At 72.0% G+C, this 20,178-nt stretch carries 15 protein-coding genes and 1 pseudogene; 7 read left to right on the plus strand and 9 right to left on the minus strand.

All coding sequences use genetic code 11. The features are described from left to right. Positions 1 to 19: 19 nt before the first annotated feature. The 5 genes and pseudogenes from ACYVD5_RS08125 to ACYVD5_RS08145 all read right to left on the minus strand — a co-directional run bounded on the left by ACYVD5_RS08125 (position 20) and on the right by ACYVD5_RS08145 (position 4,958). Positions 20 to 1,093 carry a 2-keto-3-deoxygluconate permease gene (locus ACYVD5_RS08125; RefSeq protein ID WP_461000314.1) on the minus strand — a complete coding sequence of 358 codons (1,074 nt, stop codon included), beginning with the start codon at positions 1,091 to 1,093 and terminating at the stop codon, positions 20 to 22. A 743-nt stretch (positions 1,094 to 1,836) separates the two neighbouring features. Then, positions 1,837 to 2,487, minus strand: a pseudogene (locus ACYVD5_RS08130) (GntR family transcriptional regulator); the annotation flags it as partial. 112 nt (positions 2,488 to 2,599) lie between these two features. Then, positions 2,600 to 3,355: a maleate cis-trans isomerase family protein gene (locus ACYVD5_RS08135; RefSeq protein WP_461000315.1), complete on the minus strand. Its 756-nt coding sequence runs from the start codon at positions 3,353 to 3,355 to the stop codon at positions 2,600 to 2,602. A 127-nt stretch (positions 3,356 to 3,482) separates the two neighbouring features. After that, on the minus strand, positions 3,483 to 4,373 hold the full coding sequence (locus ACYVD5_RS08140; RefSeq protein WP_461000316.1) for a maleate cis-trans isomerase family protein: 891 nt from the start codon (positions 4,371 to 4,373) through the stop codon (positions 3,483 to 3,485). A 102-nt stretch (positions 4,374 to 4,475) separates the two neighbouring features. Then, complete coding sequence (locus tag ACYVD5_RS08145; protein WP_461000317.1) at positions 4,476 to 4,958, minus strand: DUF3830 family protein; 483 nt, start codon at positions 4,956 to 4,958, stop codon at positions 4,476 to 4,478. 493 nt (positions 4,959 to 5,451) lie between these two features. On the opposite strand from ACYVD5_RS08145, the gene ACYVD5_RS08150 reads away from it, so the two are divergent. The 3 genes from ACYVD5_RS08150 (at position 5,452) to ACYVD5_RS08160 (ending at position 8,907) form a co-directional block, all read left to right on the plus strand. Then, positions 5,452 to 6,465, plus strand: a complete 1,014-nt coding sequence (locus ACYVD5_RS08150) for a D-2-hydroxyacid dehydrogenase (protein ID WP_461000318.1) — start codon at positions 5,452 to 5,454, stop codon at positions 6,463 to 6,465. 107 nt (positions 6,466 to 6,572) lie between these two features. Further along, a complete protein-coding gene (locus tag ACYVD5_RS08155) occupies positions 6,573 to 8,051 on the plus strand; it encodes an amidase (protein WP_461000319.1) in 1,479 nt (492 codons plus the stop codon). A 169-nt stretch (positions 8,052 to 8,220) separates the two neighbouring features. Next, positions 8,221 to 8,907 (plus strand): response regulator, encoded by a 687-nt coding sequence (locus ACYVD5_RS08160; RefSeq protein WP_461000320.1) that lies wholly within the window; start codon positions 8,221 to 8,223, stop codon positions 8,905 to 8,907. A 75-nt stretch (positions 8,908 to 8,982) separates the two neighbouring features. Here ACYVD5_RS08160 and ACYVD5_RS08165 read toward each other — a convergent pair whose 3' ends face one another. Continuing rightward, a complete protein-coding gene (locus tag ACYVD5_RS08165) occupies positions 8,983 to 10,707 on the minus strand; it encodes a sensor histidine kinase (protein WP_461000321.1) in 1,725 nt (574 codons plus the stop codon). Positions 10,708 to 11,256: 549 nt separating this feature from the next. On the opposite strand from ACYVD5_RS08165, the gene ACYVD5_RS08170 reads away from it, so the two are divergent. Next, entirely contained in the window at positions 11,257 to 12,441 is a 1,185-nt protein-coding gene (locus ACYVD5_RS08170; protein WP_461000322.1) for a hypothetical protein, read from the plus strand. A 400-nt stretch (positions 12,442 to 12,841) separates the two neighbouring features. Further along, a complete protein-coding gene (locus ACYVD5_RS08175; RefSeq protein WP_461000323.1) occupies positions 12,842 to 13,999 on the plus strand; it encodes a hypothetical protein in 1,158 nt (385 codons plus the stop codon). A gap of 653 nt (positions 14,000 to 14,652) precedes the next feature. Here ACYVD5_RS08175 and ACYVD5_RS08180 read toward each other — a convergent pair. Together ACYVD5_RS08180 and ACYVD5_RS08185 are read right to left on the minus strand one after the other, a co-directional pair. Continuing rightward, on the minus strand, positions 14,653 to 15,915 hold the full coding sequence (locus tag ACYVD5_RS08180) for a L,D-transpeptidase (RefSeq protein ID WP_461000324.1): 1,263 nt from the start codon (positions 15,913 to 15,915) through the stop codon (positions 14,653 to 14,655). Positions 15,916 to 16,216: 301 nt separating this feature from the next. Next, a complete protein-coding gene (locus tag ACYVD5_RS08185; RefSeq protein ID WP_461000325.1) occupies positions 16,217 to 17,767 on the minus strand; it encodes an LCP family protein in 1,551 nt (516 codons plus the stop codon). Between the two features lie 808 nt (positions 17,768 to 18,575). Here ACYVD5_RS08185 and ACYVD5_RS08190 point away from each other — a divergent pair. Both ACYVD5_RS08190 and ACYVD5_RS08195 read left to right on the plus strand, forming a co-directional pair. Then, entirely contained in the window at positions 18,576 to 18,869 is a 294-nt protein-coding gene (locus ACYVD5_RS08190) for a hypothetical protein (protein ID WP_461000326.1), read from the plus strand. A 123-nt stretch (positions 18,870 to 18,992) separates the two neighbouring features. Continuing rightward, entirely contained in the window at positions 18,993 to 19,553 is a 561-nt protein-coding gene (locus ACYVD5_RS08195) for a TetR/AcrR family transcriptional regulator (RefSeq protein WP_461000327.1), read from the plus strand. Between the two features lie 353 nt (positions 19,554 to 19,906). Here ACYVD5_RS08195 and ACYVD5_RS08200 read toward each other — a convergent pair whose 3' ends face one another. After that, on the minus strand, positions 19,907 to 20,176 hold the full coding sequence (locus tag ACYVD5_RS08200) for a GlsB/YeaQ/YmgE family stress response membrane protein (RefSeq protein ID WP_461000328.1): 270 nt from the start codon (positions 20,174 to 20,176) through the stop codon (positions 19,907 to 19,909). Positions 20,177 to 20,178 lie beyond the last annotated feature (2 nt).

The following is a 20,178-nucleotide window of genomic DNA, read 5'->3' on the forward strand; positions in this document are numbered from 1 at the left end:
TTTGTGCCTTCGGCCGGTGTCACGGCTTGTCCGCCCCCTTCTCCGCGGTGGCGCCGGAGCCGCCCCCGTCCTGTACCGCGGCCTCCCCGGCCGCAGCCGCTTCGGCCGCCTCCTCGGCCGCGCGGGCGCCGGTCCCTCCGCTGCGCTTCAGCGCCCAGGAGGCCAGCATCGGCGCGAGGACCGCGGTGACCAGCACGCAGGCCGCCACCTGGGAGGTGGCGGCGCCGACGTAGGGCTGGAAGGCGGGGTCGGCGGCGGCGACGATCGCCGGGGTGGCGATGGAGTTGCCCGAGGTGGTGCCGGCGGCGAAGCCGATCCCGCTCTCGGCGCCGCGGCGCAGCAGCAGCCGGTAGCCCAGGTAGACCAGCGTGCCGGTGATCGGCGTGATCAGCACACCCAGGACGATGCCGCTGAGGCCGCCGGAGGCGACGTCGGCGAGGTCGATGCCGGTTCCCAGCGCGAACGAGAAGAACGGGATGACGATGGAGGGCACCGGCTGCAGTGTCTCGCGCCACTTGGTGTCGACGTTGCCGACGACCACGCCCAGCAGGAAGGGGATGATGGCGGCGAGCAGCGCGGTGAACGGGATTTCGCCGAGCCCGGAGGCGCCGATGAACAGCAGCGCGAAGAACGGCCCGTCGTTGACGGCGCCGGCGATGTAGGCGCCGCGGTCGCGGGCGCGCCCGTACTGGCCGGTCAGCGCCAGCCACAGGCCCCCGTTGGAGTTGGTCCCGGCCGCGAGCAGCGCGAGGATCGACACGCCGAACAGCCCTTCGGGGCCGGTCACCGCGCCCAGGCCGATGATGAGCAGGCCGGGGATGATGCTCTTGCCCAGCAGGACCACGCCGGTCGTGGCCAGGACGGGTCCGCCGGTGCGCAAAGTGACCTGGGTGCCGGTGGCGAAGATGAGCAGCGCGATGAGCGGGAGCGCGCTGTCTTTGAAGAGTGCTGTGGTGAACCCGCCGATCTCCAGGGCGCTGGGGGCAAAGGTGCTCAGCAGCGACCCCAGCAGCAGCGGGATGAGCATGAGCCCCCCGGGTAGCCGGTTCATGGTCCCGAACAGCGGGACCAGGGTGCCATGGCCTCCGCGCATGGCCGCTCCTCTCCGGGAGGTGGGGTGCGTGTCCGAACCCCACTGGTGTCACACGAATGATTGTACGGACAGAGTGTACGTACAATTGTGAGTGTCTGTCACCTGGGTTCACATCGGACAACATCCCGGTCAGCGCCCCGGTCAACGCCCGCACGGTCCTCGGGCGGCGCCGGGCTGCGGTACGCGGAAGCGGCCGCCCAAGGGCCGGGTGACCCGCGCGGAACCGGTGGCCACCGGGCCTTCCGGCGCGATCGGCGGGCACGGGAGCCGGGCGCTCCGGCTCCGGCCGAGCGGGTGCAGGTGAAAGCGCGCCGCCGCCCGGAGGTGTGCGGCGGATGTGAACGGGGTGCGCGCCGGGCACGCGGGTGAACGCGCCGCGCCGGCCCGCGCGCACCCCGTTCACGGCGAAGACCCGCGGCGCCGACTCGGGGGAGGGCGCCGCGGGTCTGCACGGCAATGCGGGTGCCCGGGGCCGCGCAGCGGTCAGGCCTGCGCAGTGGTCAAGGCTGCGCGGCCGAGGAGCGTTCCACTGAGGTGCCGGACGGCCCGGATGGGCCAGACGGCCTGGACGGCCCGCCTTGTTCGGGCGCAGCGGCGGTCCCGGCGTCGCCGGCGGCCGCGGTCGTGGCGTCCGTGCTGCCGGCGCCGTCCCGACCGGCCATGCCCTCCGTGTCGGCTGCGCCGGCCGGCACGGCCTGTTCAACAGGCTCCGAGGCGCCGGAGGCACCGACGGTCCCCGTGTGGTTGATGCGGTCAACGGTGTCGAGCATGTGCGACTCGATGAGGCGCAGCAGCAGCGCTTCGTTGCCCTCCGTTATGGCGTCGAGCAGTTTCTGGTGCTCGTCGACGAGTTCGGCGGCCTCGGGGTAGACGTCCTGCATCACGGTCAGGCACATCCGGGTTTCCACCAGCAGGGTCTGGGCCATGCGCTCCAGGCGGCGATTGCCCGAGCAGCTCACCAGGGTCTGGTGGAACGCCTGGTCTGCGTCGCTCATGGCCGTGCGGTCGCCGGTTTCGGCGGCCGTGACGAGGTCCTCCAGCGAGGCGGTCAGCCGGGCGAGCGCCTCGCCCCGATTGCCCCGCATGATCAGCTCGCACGAGGCGCGTTCCACCGCAAGCCGCGCCACGTAGATGTCGCGGACGTCCTCGGCCGCCAGCTCGCGGACGAACAGGCCGCGGTGCCGTTCACTGCGCAGCAGCCCTTCCTGGACCAGTCGCTGCATCGCCTCGCGCAAGGGGCCGCGGCTCACCCCCAGTTGCGCCGCGAGATCGGTTTCGCCCAGTTGGTCGCCGGGCGCCAGGTGGCCGTACATGATCGCCGAGCGGATCTGGTCGGCGATCAGGGCGGCGGTGGACCTCCGCGGCACGGGTTCGAGTCGGCCTGGGGAGTTCATGGCATCCGTTCTCCTCTCGTTCTGCTGCCTCCTTCACCGTGCGCCCCAACCCGCGCCCGCCGCAACGCCGCTGCTCGATGCCTGGTGCGGCGAGTGCGGCGGGCGCCGCGGATCAGCGTTCGGCCGCGGCCCCCGCACCGGCCCCTGTTCCGGCCCCTGCGCGGAACAGCGACCCCATGCCCGCGCGGGGGACGGCGGCGCCGGCCAGGCGCAGCCCCTCCCACACGCTGACCTGGTTGGCGGTCAGCACGGTCTTGCCCAGCCGGTCCTCCAGCGCCTCCAGAATCGACGCGCTGTGCAGCGCGGTATCGGGCACCAGCACGGCCTCGGCGTCGGGATGGTCGCCGGCGGCCACCCACTCCAGCACGTCGGCCGGCTCCAGCGTGCCGACCTCGGCCGCGGTGATAATGCCGCGCCCGGCCCAGGCCGCCACGCCGATCCCGGCCGCGCCGAGGAAGCCGACGAACCGCTCGGCGACCTCGTCCGGGTAGCTGGCGGCGATCGCCACGCGTTCGATCCCCAGCGCCCGCACCGCGTTTGCGAACGCGAACGAGGTGGACGACGCCGGCGCCCCCGCCTGCTCGCCCACCGCATCGGCCTGGGCGCGCGCACCCTCCCAGCCGAACACGAAGCTGCCGCTGGTGCAGGCCCATACGGCGGAGTCGACACCGAGCGCACGCAGCTCGCGCGCGCCCTCGCCGAGCACATCGGAGCCGCCCACGTCCAGCAGCGCGTCGACGCGGTGGGCGTCCTCGCGCATCAGGGTGTGCACCAGGTGCAGCTGGACGCCGGGACCGAGTAGCTCATTGAACGCCGGGTAGTCGTCCTCGGCGCTGTAGCCGGGGTAGAGGAATCCGACACTGGTCATCTGCGCAGGCCACCCCTTCTGGGAGTCGTGGTGCGGGGAATGCGGGACACGCGGGACACACGGGAATCGCGGCCGCCGCGGCCGCCGCGGCCGCCGCGGCCGCCGCGGCCGTCGGCGCACGCGCCGGTCATGCGGCGGTGCTGCGGGCGGTGGCGTCGACCAGGTGCTGGCCGTGCGCCACGGCGGTGCGGCCCGCCGCCTGCAGGGCCGCCCACATGGTCACCTGGTTGGCGGCGATCACCGGTTTGCCGAGCATCTGCTCCAGCGGAGCGATGATGTCGTAGGTGAGCACGTTGGTGCAGCTGATGAACACGGCCTCGGCATCGGGGTGGTCGGCGTCGCGCACCGCCTGGACGACCTCGGAGTAGGTGGTCTTCCAGATGTGGCCCAGCAGGCCCAGCCCCACACTGGAGGTGGTCTCGATCCCGTGCTCGCCGAGGAAGTCGAGCAGCCGATCGGTGACGCTGTCGACGTAGGGGGTGACCACCGCGATCCGGCCCAGGTTCAGCGCCTCCAGCGCCTCGATGAGCGCCCCCGAGGTGGTGACCGCCGCTGGCGCGCCGGCGGCGAGGATGGATCGGCGCAGCCGCTCTTGGCCGTCGGCGCCGTGCACGAAGCTGCCCGACGCGCACGCGTAGCCCACCACCAGCGGTTCCGGCGCCAGCAGGTCGCGCGTGGCGCGGGCGACGTTGTCGCCGTCGCTCAGCGCCGAGGCCTGGTCGACGGTCACCGGCACGGGTACGAACGGCAGCCGCGTGACGTACAGCGAGACGTCGTCGGGCGCCCAGCGCCACAGTTCGCGGTCGAGCGCGAAGTCGTAGGGCGCGACGACGCCGACACCGGACTGCCACGGGGTCTCGGCCACGGCGGAGAGCTCCACCACTCCGGGGGCAGCCGAGGGGGAGCCCTCGGTTTCGGCCCGGCCGGCGAGGGATGCTGCTTCGGGGCGCCTGAGGAGGACCCGCTCTTCCTGGTCGCCGCCGGTCACCGGTTCGCCGGCGGTCTGATCGGTCCGCATTGGTCACTCACCTCCTTCTCTGCGTGTTTTCGGTTTCCAAGCCGCGGAGGGAACGCGGTCCTCGGTGAACGGGATGCTGTTCGGGGCGGACGGCGGTGCCGGTCAGCTTTCCAAGCGCTCGTAGACGAGGCGCTCGCCGGCGCTGCCGGAGCGCCACACGTCGTTGCACGCCTCGGCCATGGGCGCCAGACCCTCGACGATCGTGGCGTAGACGTTGCCGGGCACCCAGCCGACGTCGCCGTTGAGCAGCAGGTTGTTGCGGCCGTAGAAGATCGCGAGGTCGATGACTCCGGGGAGGTGGTCGATGCCCTTCTCCTCCTTGAAGCCGCGGTCGAGCATGCCGCCGGGGAAGGAGAAGTAGACCACGTCGCCGGGGATGGGGGTGACGGTCGGGTTTTCCTGGCCGGGTTCCTCGGGCGAGAACCGGGGGACCATGGCGTAGACCTCGTTGCGGGCGTACTTGGCGTGGTAGATGTCGCCGCCCTGGGGAAGCGCCGCCCAGACCGCATCGCAGGTGCGGGGGGCGTCCTTGTCGAGGAGCTCTGCCACGCAGGAGACGCCGCGCTTCTCCAGGCTGATGGTCATGTACCTGGGCATTATCGATCCGGGCCTTTCTAGCGTGGGCACCGCGATACACCGCCGCAGCGGCGGCGGGGCGGTGGGGCGTTGTGCGGCGGGAACGGGTGGGGCGCGGGCCGGCGCGGTGCCGGGGCGCGGATCCTCCCTGGGGGAGGTGGTACGGCAACGTCGTTGATTGTCGACAATCGTACGATTTTCAGGCCGGGTGGAGCAACGCGCGCGGTGGGCGGCGTGTTAAGGGTTTGTGACGAGTGTCCGGCGGTTACGCAAGTCCGGCTTGGCAAGTCCGGCTGTGCGATTCCGGCCCGCCGGAGCCGCTGTTTCCGCCGTTTCACACCCGCAACGGCGACCTAGCGGGATATTGTTGACAATCCTACGGTGCCTGCCTAGCGTTTCAACCGCTTCGCGGTGCCCGACCGTTGGCCGGGGGCGATCGCGGGTAGGCAGAGCACCGACACCAACGTCCACGTCCACGTCCGTGAACCGGGAGCCGCCCGCAGTGACACCGCCCACCCCGCCGACCCCGCCGCAGACCAACCTCGTCGTCCTCGGCGACGACCGGCCGCCCGGCAGCGAGCGCCTCGACGCCGACCCCCGGCTCGCCTCGGTCCGCTACGCCACGGCCGACCGCCTCGGCGAGGCCCTGCCCGGCGCGCACGCCCTGTTCGTCTGGGACTTGTTCTCCGAGGCGCTTGAGGCCGCCTGGCCCGCCGCCGACAGTCTGCGCTGGGTGCACGCCGCAACCGCCGGGGTCGACAACCTCATGTTCGACGGCCTGGTCCGCAGCGGCGCCGCCGTCACCAACTCCCGCGGTGTCTTCGACCAGCCCATCGCCGAGTACGTGCTGGGCCTGGTGACCGCCTTCGCCAAGGACCTGCCCACCACCGTCGACCTCCAGCGCCGCCGCGAATGGCGCCACCGCGAGACCGAGCGCGTCGGCGGCAGGCACGCCCTGGTCATCGGCACCGGCCCCATCGGGCGCGCCATCGCCCGCCAGCTCCGCGCCGCCGGCATGAGCGTCGAAGGCGCCGGCCGCACCGCGCGACCCGAAGACCCCGACTTCGGCACGGTGGTCGAGGCGTCGCTCGACACCGCCGCCCCCGGGCTGGCCGCGGCGCTGCCGCGCGCCGACTACGTGGTGCTGGCCGCCCCGCTCACCGCCGCCACCCGCGAACTCGCCGGCTCCGCGTTCCTCGCCCGCATGCGCGACACCGCCCGGCTGATCAACGTCGGCCGCGGCCAGCTGGTCGACGAGGACGCCCTGGTGCGCGCGCTGCAAGCGGGCGAGCTCGCCGGCGCCGCGCTCGATGTCGCCCAGACCGAACCGCTGCCCGGCTCCTCGCCGCTGTGGGACCTGCCCGGCGTCATCGTCTCCCCGCACATGTCCGGCGATGTGGTCGGCTGGCGCGACGAACTGGTCGACCTGTTCACCGACAACCTGGACCGCTTCCTCAACGACGGCCCGCTGCTCAACGTCGTCGACAAGCAGCGCGGTTACGTCTCCGGACCCTGACACCCGCCCACCGGCCGCGTTGCGCCCGCCCGCACCCGCGGACGGGCGCACGGCCGCAGATCCCCGCTCGGTCCACCACGCGCCAACGCATCAGGAAGGACGCAAGATTGAGTACCAAGTTCGAGGGGCCGGCCAACGCGGACGCTGACGCGGCGCGGGACGAGGGTATCCCGCCCCGGAGCGGGACCGGCTCCGCCGACTCCCCGGACCGGCTGTCGGCCACCGAGTTGCTGGACGCCTACGGCCGCGGTGAGCTGTCTCCGGTCGAGGCCACCGACGCCGTGCTGGAGCGCATCGAGCGCGAAAACCCGGCGCTCAACGCCTTCTGCCTGGTCAAACCGGACGAGGCACGCACCGCCGCGCGCGCGTCCGAGGACCGCTGGCGGCGCGGCGAGCCAATGGGCCGCCTCGACGGCGTGCCCGCCTCGATCAAGGACATCATGTTCACCCGCGGCTGGCCCACCCTGCGCGGCTCGGTGACCACCGACCAGAACCAGACCTGGTCCGAGGACTCCCCGGTGGTGGCGCGGCTGCGCGAGGACGGTGCGGTCTTCGTGGGCAAGACCACCACACCCGAGATCGCCTGGAAGGGTGTCACCGACAGCCCGCTCACCGGCATCACCCGCAACCCGTGGGACCTCGCGAAGACCCCCGGCGGCTCCAGCGGCGGCGCGGCGGCCGCGGTCGCCGCGGGCATGGGCCCGCTGGCCACCGGCACCGACGGCGGCGGGTCGGTGCGCATCCCCGCGAGTTTCTCCGGGATCTTCGCGATCAAGCCCACCTGGGGGCTGGTTCCGCACTACCCGGCCAGCGCATTCGGCAGCCTCGCCCACTCCGGCCCGATGACCCGCACGGTCGCCGACGCCGCGCTGATGCTCGACGTCATCTCCGGCCCCGATTACCGCGACTGGGCCCGGCTGCCCGCGCCCGCGGTCTCCTTTGCCGAGTCGCCGGCCACCCCGATGCGCGGGCTGCGCATCGCCTACAGCCCGGCCCTGGGCCACCTGTCCGTCGACCCCGAGGTGGCGCGTATCGTCGCCGGAGCGGCCGCGGTGTTCGAGGACCTGGGCGCAGTGGTCGAGCAGACCGACCCGCCGATCCCGGAGTCGCTGGAGCACTTCCAGATCCTCTGGTACACCGGCGCGGCCAAGGCGACCGACAAGCTCACCGGCACTCAGCGCGAGCTGCTCGACCCCGGGCTGCGCGAGATCATCGAGGAAGGGCTGACCTACTCGGCGCAGGACTACCTGACCGCGATGGCCACCCGCATGGCGATGGGCGAGGCGATGGGGCGTTTCCACCAGGACTACGACCTGCTGCTCACCCCGACCATGCCCATCCCCGCGTTCGACGCCGGGCTGGAGGTCCCGCCCGGTTCCGGCGAGCGGCGCTGGACGAGCTGGTCGGGCTTCTGCTACCCGTTCAACATGACCCAGCAGCCCGCCGCCAGCGTGCCGTGCGGCTTCACCGACGACGGGCTGCCGGTGGGCCTGCAGATCGTCGGCCCGCGCCACGGCGACCCGCTGGTCATGGCGGCCTCCAGCGCTTTCGAGGCCGCCCGGCCGTGGGCGCACGCGCGCCCCTGACCTGCGGCGGGCGGCGCGCGTTCCAGCGGCCCGCCGCCCGCCGCCCGCGGCATCCCGGGCGGTCTCGGGACCTTCGGCCCGCGCGATTCGTGGCTTTCGGCGATGCTTGTGCCCCCGCGGGCAGCTAACGTCGTATGCGGGCAGGTATCGCGAGCGAAACGAGGCGCCGATGTCGAAGGAAGGCGAGCCGGGTGCGGAGCCCGGGCCCGGACCCGGGTCCATCCGCGTTTTCCTGGTCGATGACCACGAGGTCGTCCGGCGCGGCGTGGCCGCGATGCTTGAGGGCGAACCCGATATGCGGGTGGTCGGCGAGGCCGGCACCGCCGAGCAGGCGCTCGCCCGCATACCGCTCGCCTCGCCCGATGTGGCGGTGCTCGACGTCCGGCTGCCCGGCGGCTCGGGCGTGAGCGTGTGCCGCGAGATCCGCTCCGACCGGCCCGATATCGCCTGTCTGATGCTGACCTCTTTTGCCGACGACGAAGCGCTCTACGACGCGGTGATGGCCGGTGCGGCGGGCTACGTGCTCAAGCAGATCCACGGAGCCGACCTGGTGGGCGCGGTACGCACCGTCGCCGCGGGCGGTTCGCTGCTCGACCCCGCAAGCGCCGGGCGGATGCTCGACCGCCTGCGCGAGGGCCCGCCCGATCCCGACCCGCTGGCCGAGCTGAGCCCGCAGGAGCGGCAGATTCTCGACCTCATCGGCGAGGGCATGACCAACCGGCAGATCGGCGAGCAGCTCTACCTGGCCGAGAAAACCGTCAAGAACTACGTGTCCAGCCTGCTGTCCAAGCTGGACATGAAGCGCCGCACGCAGGCGGCGATCCTTGTCGCCGAGATGCGCGGCAGGCGCCGCTGAAACCTGCGCGACCGGTAGGCCCGGCAGGCGGACAAGACCGGTAGGCCGGTAGGGCGGACGGCGGCCCCGGGCGGCTCAGGCGGGAACGCGCGCGCCGCCTTCGCGCCGGCTCTGCAGCGGCACGCTCCAGCGCAGCGCCGTGCCGCCGGTGGCGGCCGGCTCCACGCTGAACTCGCCGCCGAGTGACGACGCGCGTTCGGCCAGGTTGCGCAGGCCGCTGCGGCGGCCGTTCCCGGAGATGCCGCGGCCGTTGTCGTCGACGTGCAGGGTGAGGTGGTCGTCGGCCTGCACCGAGACGTGGACCTCGGTGGCGTCGGCATGCCGGGCGACGTTGGACAGCGCCTCGCCCAGCACGGCCAGCAGCTGCTCGGCGACCTCATCGGGTACCGAGGTGTCGATGGAGCCGTCCAGCCGCACACCGGGCTGGCAGCCCAGCGACCGGGCCGCGCTCTCGGCCGCGGTGAGGACGCGGTCGCGCAGCGACGCCTGCTGCGGCTGCGAGGGCAACTGCAGGGCGAAGACCGTGGAGCGGATCTCGCGGATGGTTTCGTCGAGGTCGTCGATGGTGCGCTGGACCCGGCCGCCGGCCTCGGCGTCGCCGATCAGCCGCACCGTGCTCATCAGTGTCATCGCCGAGGCGAACAGCCGCTGGATCACCACGTCGTGCAGGTCCTTGGCGATGCGGTCGCGTTCCTCCAGCACCACCAGCCGCTCGGCGTCGCGGCGGGCCTCGGCGAGCTCCAGCGCGACCGCGGCCTGCGCGGAGAACGCGTCGATCATCCGCCGTGTGGCCTGGTTGAACGGGGAGCGCGGGCTCATCTTGCCCAGCAGCAGCACTCCGCGCGTGTGCTCGGGGGTACCGATCGGCACGAGCAGACCGGGTCCGAAACCGCGGTGGGTGAGCATCGGGCAGTTGGCCTGGCGCAGGTCGGGGATGGTGGCGGGCTCGCCGTTGCGGTACACCCAGCCGCACTTGGTGTCGGACATGGTGACCGGGCTGCCCATGATCTGCTCTGCGACCGGGCCGTCGGCGATCTCGGCGATGAGGTCGCGTTCGCGCGGCTCGGGCAGCAGCACGACCGCGACGTCGGCGTCGGACATCTCGCGCGACTGCTGGGCGAGGTAGCCGAGCACCTCGCCGCTGTCGGCGCCGGAGAGCAGTCGCGTGGTGACCTCGGTGGACGCGGCCAGCCAGCGTTCGCGCAGCCGGGTCTCCTCGTACAGCCGCGCGTTCTCGATGGCCACGCCGGCGGCGGTGGCCAGCGCGGTCACGACCGCCTCGTCCTCTTCGTCGAACTCCCCGCCGCCGCGTTTCTCGGTGAGGTAGAGGTTGCCGAAGACCTCCTCGCGCACCTGGATGGGCACGCCGAGGAACGAGTGCATCTGCGGGTGGCCCTCGGGGAACCCCTGGAAGTCGGGGTGCTCGGCGAGGTCGCGCAGCCGCAGGGCCGTCCGGTCGCGGGTGGGGGCGCCGAGGATGCCGTTGCCGAAGGGGAACGACCGCATGTTCTCGGCCTGCTCGGAGCTGAGTCCGACAGGGATGAACTCGGCGAAGCGTCCCTCTTCGTCCAACACGCCCAGGCCCGCGTAACGCGCGTCGACCAGGGTCGCGGCGGCCTCGGTCAGCCGGCGCAGCACCGTGGCGAGGTCGAGGTCGCTGCCGATGGACACGACCGCTTCAAGCAGCGAGTGCACACGGTCGCGGGTGGACAGCGCGGACTCCAGGCGCACGTGGAGTTCGGAGATGAGCTCGTCAAGGCGCATCTTGGGGAGCAGCGAACGTTCCGGGAAGTCAGGCATTCGGATGCACACCTCCGAGTGCATACGTTATCGCGGAGGGCGATCGTCGTGGCCGGGTTCGCGAAACGGGGAAGGGGGTTTCCCGTCACCGCGACCGGTGGTGACCGATCGGCGCCCGCGGCCATTGCAAGGAGCGGAAGCCCGGTCCCAGAGAGGATACGGCACGCACCGTGCACCCGGCGTGATAATTCGTCTGCCATCACAAACCGGACGGGGATTGGGATTCGGGGGCAAGGCGGGGCGGGAAGCGCGCGGGGTGCCAACCGTGTGTATTGGGTATTGCGGATGGCCGCAGAGTTAATTCCGGGTTCGGCGGTTGCTTCCAGTAGTGATCATGCTACGGTCGCGTTCTAACGGATCGAGTTCGGGTTTCGGGCGAGCAGATCGGCGCGGGGCATTGTGTCCGTATTTGCGGAAGCTCCCGGTCGGCCAACCGCCCGCCCCAATATCCGGTGGTACGGCGAATCGGCTTGCCGCACCCCGCAGACCATCCGGGTGTCCGTCTGTTAGCCTCGCTGACCTGCATCCCGCTGTTGGAAGGGAACCGACATGCCGCGCACACACCGCTCGGGACGCGAACGCGTCGCCGCCGCGGGTGTGCGCAATGCACGGCGCCCCTCGGGTGTGTGGCCTTCGGCGCGCCGGTGGCTGGTTGTCGTCGGCCTGGTTTCGGGCGCCTGGTTCGCCGGAGCCGCCTGCGCGGCGGCGGACGAAGCCCAGCCCGTTGCCGGACTAGCGGAGACCGCGGCAGCCCAACAGGACGCCGCCGGAACACCCGCCGCCGACACGGCCGAAACCACCGATGCAGCCGATGTTGCCCCGGAGCCGGCGGCTGCGGCAGCCGACCTGAACGGCACGGGCGGCGCAGCCGACCTGGGCGGTGCGGGCACATCCAATACGAGCGGCACCGCCGCAAACGGCGGCGGCGCAACCGATGCCGCTGTCCAGCACGGTGCCGGCGAAGCGGCGCCCGATCCGGTCGGCTCCGCTACCGAGTCCGCGGCCGGGTCCGGCGGCGAAACGCCCACCGGCACGGTCCAGCACCGCGCGGACCGCTCCGCCACCGCACCGAACGCAACGCAGGACGGCGGCGGTTCGGCCGCCGACCCGCTCGGCGATGCGGTCGCCGCCATCGGCGAGGTCGGCCGCGAAGCGGGCCGCACGATGCCCATCCACGTCGCGGCACCTGGAGCGCCCGGCGCCGCGGGAGCCGTGTCCAACGGCATGGCAGCCGACGGCACCCGGCACCTGCCCGGGTTCGGGCCGGTCGCCATCGACGGCGTCGCCACGCTGCCCGACCTCGACGCCGCCCTGCAGGGCGGCACGGACCCCGGTGCCGACGCCGGCGCCAACGCAAATACTGCCGGTGCGGCGCGCACGGCGGGTTCCAGCATCGCGGGCGCCAAGACGGCCGCCGACCCCGGCGGGCGCTCGTCCGCACAGACCGGCTCGGCAGCAACCGCCGACTACACCGGTTTCTCCGGCACTGACGGTTCCGCGGCCTCCGGTGACCAGCACGCCGCGGAACCGCAGCCCGACGGCATCGACCGCCCCGATGCGGCCTCCGTCGGCTCGGCCGTGAACACGTCCGGATCCGGCTCCGGCATGTGTGCCGGATACCTCCCCGCGGCGGCTTCGGCCGCCCCGGCCGCGGGCAGCCTGCAGAGCGCCCGCAAGGCCCTCGCCGAGGTCCCCAAGGACCTGAGCGAGCAGCCGACCGTCTGCCCCGACTAGGGCCGCCCACCCGGGACGCGACCGCCTGCCCGACCGCACTCTGCGGCGCGGCGTCGCGCACACCCCATCCGGCCTGGCGCCCGACCCCAGCGGTCAGCGGCATCCGCCCTCTGGGGGCTGACGTGAGCCCCGTGCCCGTGCACGGATAAGCGACCCCGCTCGCTCCGGCACGAGGTTCACGTCAGCCCGAGGTCCGCCAGATCCTCAGGTTGGTCCCGGCATCCACCGTCCGAACCCGCCACGCACGGACGCGGAAGGCCGGGGAGAAGTCCCCGAAGTCATCTTGAATCCCGCGGTCGGCGCCCCCGGCCAGGGCGTGACCGCGGATAACGGACCGCATTCGAGTCCATCCCTGAACAACCGATACTCCGAAGCATTCGAAGATCCGGAAGGACGCTCCATGTTCCAGTTCGCTCGCCAGTCCGCCAAGGCCGTTTTCGTGGCGGCCAGTGCCGCAGGCATCGCCGCCCTCAGCGCGGGTGCGGCCGGAGCCGACGACCTCGGCGCGCTGAACGCGACCGACTCCCTGCCGCAGTCGACCCCCGTGACGGCCGGCCTGCCGGCCGGGCTGGGCGGCGGCGCGACGTCGCTGGTCGGCAAGCTGACCGAGGCCGACCTGAGCCAGATCCAGCCTGCGCCGAGCACCGTCAACATGGTCACCCCGGGCGGCGACATGTCGCACCTGGGGCCGCAGACCCAGGGGCAGCTCAACGGGCTCCAGGGCACGCTGAACGGGGTCCGGAACACGGTCGGCCTGCGCCACGGCGCGGTTCCGCAGGCGGCGCCGAACGGCGTCGTGCCCAACCAGGGCCTGCCCACCGGAGGGCTGCCCACGGGCGCGGTGACCGACCTGCTCGGCGGCGCGACCTCCGCGGTTCCCGGCGGTATCACCGAGACCCTGCCGCTGAACAGCGGTGTGGTTCCGCAGGCGGCGCCCGACGATGTCGCATCGACCCTGCCGGCCGACGCCGGCGGCGCCGCTTCGACCCTGCCGGCGAACGACGTGCTGCCCGGCCAGGGCCTGCCCACCGGGGGGCTGCCCACGGGCGCGGTGACCGACCTGCTCGGCGGCGCGACCTCCGTGGTGCCCATCCCCAGCGGCGGCACCGGTTCGCTGCCGCTGAGCAACGAGCTGCCCGCGCCGGCCCCCGCCGACATTGTCGAGGGCCCGTCGGCTGATGCCTCCGCCAACACCGACGGCTCCGTCGACGGCCCGTCGGCAGAGGTCTCCGGCGACGCCGACGGTTCGGCGGCGACCTCCGCCGAGGCCGACGGCGCGGACGCGGCCGCTCTCGCCAACGAGCAGCTGTCCAAGCCCGCCGCCCAGGTGCCCGAGGCCAAGGCCTCCCTCGACGGCGTCGACGCTGACGCGGTCGAGTCCGCCGTTCCCGGCGCCGAGCAGGCGACCGACGCGGTCGGCGCCCCCTCGGTGAACGAGACCGCCGGCCAGGTGGACACCGGCTCCGTGGTGGGCGACGTCACCGACGCCGCTGCCAGCGGTGCCGGTGCGACCGGTGTCCTGGACGTCGTCGACGGCATCGGCACCCCCGCGCTCTGATCGTTGATCGGAGCCGCTTGACCGTGTACCCCGGCCCTTCCGTCCGGGCCGGGGTACACGCCGGCTCCGGGCGGCCGGGGCCCGGGCACAGGCGGCGCCCTGGGAACTGTGGGGGTTCCCAGGACGCACCGCCGTCCCGGTCGCCGCCCGGAGCCACCTTTGCGTCCGCGCTGCGTACCACCGCAGCGCGGGGGCGCTGCGGAGCCGCCCGGCTCCGCAGCGTTGTGCGCGGGGCCGTTCCGCAGTGGTAACGCGGACGATCCGGTGGTTCCCGCTGCCGCGGTGTCCCCGTGATGGCGGGGGCCTTGGGGACGCCCGCGGGGGAACGCCGGATCGTCCGCCGACTGCTGCGGGCGGCCGCCGGCGGCGCAGAAGGCACGCAGCGGTGCCCGGATGCGCAGCGGCAGGGTAGCGGCGGACCGGGCGGCCCGTTTCGGGCGGCTCCCCGAGTCGGAGGGGGCTCGGGGAAACGCCGGGGAAGCAACCGGGCCGCCGGCCGCCGCGACCCGGCTGCGCCGCACCGCCCCGCTGCGCCACCGCCGTTGGCACCCGCGAAGAAGGGCCCGTTCCCGCCGATTCCGATCGGTGGGAACGGGCCCTTCTTCTTGCGCTGCCGTTTCCTGCTCCCCCGATGCGGGGGCGGTTATCTGCGGTTATGCCTCGTGGAGCGGCGATCCCGGCGTGCCGGCCTCGCTGGTGTCGTCGGCTTCGCCGGTCGCGCTCTTGTCGATCCACTCATCGGCGTCGCGCTGCCAGTAGCCGTAGCCGTTGTCGACCTCCAGCGGGCGGTCGGTGCCGGTGATGTCGACAGGGTCGCCGCGCAGGCTGTTCTCGTAGAACCAGCGGGAGTCGCCGGTGCTCATGTTGATGCAGCCGTGGCTGGTGTTGGCCTCGCCGAGCTGGTAGTTCCAGTCGGCGGTGTGCAGGAACTCGCCGGAGTTGGAGATGCGGACCGCGTAGGCCACGAACTCCTCGTAGTAGCTGGGGTCGTCCTTGGAGACGCCCATCGTGTCGTTGCTCATCCGGTAGTCCTGGTGGAAGGCCATGGTCAGGTGGGTGCCCGACGTCGTGGTGTACTTCCGCTGGCTGGCGTTGCCCAAGCTGACCGGGAACTCCTTGACCTGTTCGCCGTCGCGTTCGACGACCATCTGGTGGGAGTCCTCGTCGATCGTGGTGATCTGGGAGCGGCCGATCTCGAAGTCGATGCTGCGGTTCTCGATGCCCCAGACACCGTCGGAGGCCGCGACGCCGGCCAGGTTCAGGTCGACCGTGACCTGCTGGTTGGGCTCCCAGTACTCCATGGTGCGGAACACGGCCTGCTTGTCGGTCATCCAGTTCCAAGCGCCCTTGGCGGGTTTCTCGGAGGTGACCTCCATGGCGGCTTCGACCTGGGCCTTGTTCTTCACGGGCATGTCGAAGTCGACGACCACCGGCATCCCGACGCCCACGGTGCTGTCGGGCTCGATGTTGACGCTCTCGATCTCCAGCCGCTTGCCCTCGACCGGCGGGGCTGTGGAGAACTCGCTGATGACCTCGGTGCTCTTGCCCTCGCTGTTCTCGGCCACGGCGGTGACGGTGACGTCGCTACCGGGGTGCATGGTCGAGTCGCTGGACCACTCGGTCTTGTCGTCGTTGTAGGTGCCGGTCAGGCCGTCGTCGGTCTTGTCCTCGGGGAGCGACTGCTTGACCTGCACGTCGGTGATCTTGCCCTTGTCCGCGCTCACGACGATGGGGGAGTCGGGGCGGACCTTGGAGCCGCCGTCCTCAGGGGTGATGGTCACCTCGGCCTGGGCGACGGTGGGTTCCTCGTTGGCGAGATCTCCTTCGCTGGTGCTGCAGGCCGACGCCGCCATCAAGAGGGAGGCGGCTGCGGCACCCAGCGTGGCCTTGAGCCGGAGCGGAGAGCGGGATGTCACTTCGGGGGTCCTCCAGGTCGTCGGTTTGCGGGCACGATCCCGGGTGTGGCTGGGAGGAGTGCCACCGGGACTGGGCGGCGGGGCGTGTCGGCCACTGTGCGGTGCGGGAACGGTGGTACCCGATAAATCTGACGCGCGAACCAGGGGGGTTGGTTCGCATAAACGCCAAGATTTCCTGGCAAAGCCGCCGGTGGGGGGCTCGGCCGACCGCTCCGCCGCGGCACGGGGCTGCGGCGGAGCGGTGGAAAGCGCCGGATTTGGCGGGGTTGTCGCGTTCGGGTGTTGCGCCGGAGCGGCTGGGTCACAATTCGGGAACGGAACCCTCCCCGTCCTCCTGCGTGCCCTTGCCCAAGCCGTTGGCACAGGGATTGGAGGTCGCATCGCGGCCCTCGATGGGTGCCGTGCCGGACTGCGCGGTGCTTTCGCCGTCGGCGGCCGGTTCCCCGCTCTGCTCGGGATCGGCCGGTGCCGAGGACGGGTCCGGGGCGCCGCTACCGCTGTCGCCGGTGCCCGTGTCTGCGCCGTCTTCACCACCGTCGTCCTCAGCACCGGTGACCAGGTTCCGTTCGTCCACCGGCCGGTCGTGGCGGATGGCGGAGAACAGGCGCGCCGCCGCGTCCTCGTCCCAGACCACCCGGTTGGGGTCCAACGGGGCCTGCTGCCAGGGGACGGTGTAAAAGGCGATGTCGGAGAGGTCGGTCCCGGAGAGGGTTGAGCCGATCGAGACCATCGTCGGCAGGTCGAAGGCTTCGTCGGTACCCGCGTGCTCGGTCACGGCCCGGAGCATGCCGGTGGCCTCGCTCGGCTTGGTGAGCAGTTCGGTGCCGACGACCTCGTCGGCGAGCGCGCCCAGGAACATCTGCTGGCGGGAGATACGCCCGATGTCGCTGCCGTTGCCGATCTCGTAGCGGGCCCGGACAAAGGACAGCGCCTCCTCACCGTCCAACCGCTGGCGCCCGGCCTCCAGATCCAGCTGGGCGCGCTCGTCCTGCATGGGTTCCGGGATGCACATCTGCACCCCGCCGATGGAGTCGATCATCTCCCGGAACCCGACGAAGCTCAGGTGCGCGAAGTGGTCGATGCGGACATTGGTGAGCGACTCGATGGTTTTGACGACGCACGGAGGGCCGCCGTGGAACAGCGCGGCATTGATCATGCCGTGGTAGGCGGGCGTCCCATCCGTCTCGCCGTAGGGCTCGCATTCGGGGATCTGCACCAGGGAGTCGCGCGGGAAGTTGACCACAGTGGCGCGGCCGTCCGGGGAGATGTGGGCGAGCATGAGCGCGTCGGAGCGCTCGCCGACGAAGTGGCGCCCGCCGTAGGCCGCGTTGCCGCCCTCGCGTCCGTCCGAGCCGATGAACAGGATGTTGACGTCGTCGCCGATCTTCTCCGGCCGGTCCTCTTCGTTGAGGGCGGTGCTGAGGTCGTGGCGGACGATGTTGCTCTGCAGCGACCGGTAGTAGCCGTAGGCGGTTCCGGCGGCCGCGACCAGGACGACCACGACGGCGGCCGCGGTCCAGCCGGCCAGGCGGGCCAGCTTGCGGCGACGGCTGGTGGCGCGGCGCTTCGCCTGGGAGGTTGCGGCGGTCTCGCTCTGTTCGCCGGGGGGACCGGAACCATCGGCCGACGTGGTGGGCTGGGCGGGTTCGGCCGGTTCGGCTCGCTCGGGAGTCTCGGCCGGCCCTGGCGGTTCGGCCGCGCCGGCTTCAGCGGCCCCGCCGGTTCTTCCGCTCCCGTCCGCGTGCTGGGATTCGGTGCCGGTGTCTGCGGCAGCCGGTTCAGGGGAGCCGGAGTCCTCCGGCCGGTCGGAGTCGGCGGCACCGGAGCCGGCGCCGCGGGCGTCGTCGGGCATGCGGAATCTCTTCATGAAGAGGGCAGGCGCACCCCGGAACCGGGCACGCTGAACAGGACCCGCTGGAACCGAAAGCCGGGGGAATGCGAGGGGAGCGGAAGCGGGTCCGACTGCGGCGGACCGAGAGGGGCGGCCGCAGCAATGTAGGACGAATCTTACGAGATCGACCGCAGGTACGCAGGGGAGGTTTGCGAACTTTTGTCGCTCAATGTCGGAATCGAGATAAGGATTTATGCCAGATCCTCGCCCGACTTAAACCTGACCGAAACATAGGCCGACGCTGCCGCGGTCGAGAGCGGTGGATTCTTTGCGCCCCCGGTCCCGGCCGCTCATTGCGGCCGTTCGGTGCCGGCAAGTGGCAGAAGGGCTACCGTTGATCCGGCATCAGTGGTCGGCGAAAGGCAATGCTGCAGTGCAAGCGGGGCAAGAGAGCAATATGCCCGCTGCGGCGGCACCAGGAGGCGTGCAGGAAGGACCGGATGCGAAAGTGCAGCACCGGAATACCGAAAAACCGGTAGGCCTTCGCTCGGCCGCAAAGCAGGGTGCAGGGCCGGAACCGACCGGTGGCCGCGCGCGGGCAGGTTATGCGCGGCTTTCGGCCGGGACGCTCGCCCGGTCCGCGCCTCCGTCGCCCGGCCGGTTCCGGAGCCGCCGCGGGATCGAGCGGCGGGGGCGGGCAGGCGGCGGCCCTGTCCGCCGGGTGGCGCCCCATCGCCGATACTGTCGCGTCATGGCCGGCGTCACCCGGGCCGATCGGCTCCGCCTCCCGGCCACCCGGCCCCGACCCCCCGAACAGGAGACGTCCCCCATGAGCCTGACCGTGGCTGAGCACGCCGCCCGCGTCATGCAGCGCGAAGCGGACCGGCGCGGCATCGCCCTGGAGATCGCCCCCGAACAGCCGCCCGAACTGCCGGAAGAGCTTGCGCCGTGGGCGTGCAGCGTTGTGGGCAAGGGGTGGTGCGTGTTCGCGGCGCTGGACACGGCCGAGGAGATCACCACCCCGGCCGAGCGGGAGTTCGCACCGCTGGCGCAGGTGCTGGCGGGGTCGTGGCAGGTGATGGAGGGCACCGGCTCCGTGCAGGTGACCACGGCCGCGAGGTGAGTCCGGGCGGTACCCGGCCGGCGGGACGCGCCTGACCTAAACTGACAGCTATCCGGTTGCCGCCTCCACCGCACCGGACGACCGGGCGATCCGGTTGCGGTGTGGGGAAAGGGAGGGAGTGCCGTGGCAAGTCGTGAACTCCGCTCGGACGCAGCCGCCAACCGGGAGCGAATCGTCGAGGCCGCGCGGGCCGAGCTGAGCAAGTCCAACGGCACCTCCGCCGACCTGAAGCTGCACGGAGTCGCCAAGTCGGCGGGTGTGGGCCAAGGCACCCTCTACCGGCACTTCCCGACCCGCGAGCACTTGATGGCCGAGGTGTACCGGTACGAGCTGGGCCTGCTTGTCGACGCCGTGCCACCGCTGCTGGCGGAGCACCCCCCGCTGCAGGCGCTGACCTGCTGGCTGCAGCGGCTGGTGGAGTACGCGCGGGTGAAGCGCGGTGTCATGGCGGCGATCGAGGCGGCCGCGTGGCATGACGTCTACACGGACCAGCACCACCGCCTCGACGAAGCGGTCGGGACGTTGCTCGATCGGGGCAAGGAGGCCGGCCAGGTGCGTCAAGAGGTCGATGCCTCCGACGTCATCCGGCTCTTGGGCGCGTTGTCGCGCATACCCGAAACGGAGTGGGACACGCGGGCGCACACGGTCGTGGCGGTCATTGTCGACGGGATCCGCCTTCGTTGAGAGCCGGGCATGCGGGCTGCGAGCCGGAACGGCAGAGGAGGCGGGCACGGCAGAACGTGCGATCCGGCGGCCCGCAACGGCCCCTCCCGGGCATGCCCAAACGCCGCCCCTTCAGCAGCGGGGAATGCATGCCGGGTGCCGCGCTGTGCCGGCTCACCCGCGGCGGCTGACCGCCACGCACCCCCGCCCGCCGAGTCGAATTCCGTTCGCTTCGGATGCGACAGCGCGTCCCGTTCTTCCGAGGGGCATGCCGGCAGAGCGCGGCGGCACCGCGTCGCCGCCGCTGTCGGTACCGGCCACCGCTGCTCCGCCGACCCCCGCCACCGGTCGGCTCGCCGGTTGCGGGCCTGCGGTCAGGAGTGGTCGCGCGTACGCAGCGCCGAAACCAGGCCGACACCGACGACCGCCAGTACCACCTGGGTGATCAGCTCCCACCAGTCGACACCGGGAGTGTCGGCGTAGCCGCCGAAGCCGGCGATGGCCGTGCCGATCAGCGCCGCCGCGATACCGACGACCAGGGTCAGCCATACGGGGATGTTCTGCTTACCGGGCAGGATGACGCGCGCCAGTACGCCGATGATCAGGCCGATGATGATGGCGGTGAAGATTCCCGTGATCTCCATGA

Source organism: Streptomonospora sediminis (genome assembly GCF_054778995.1).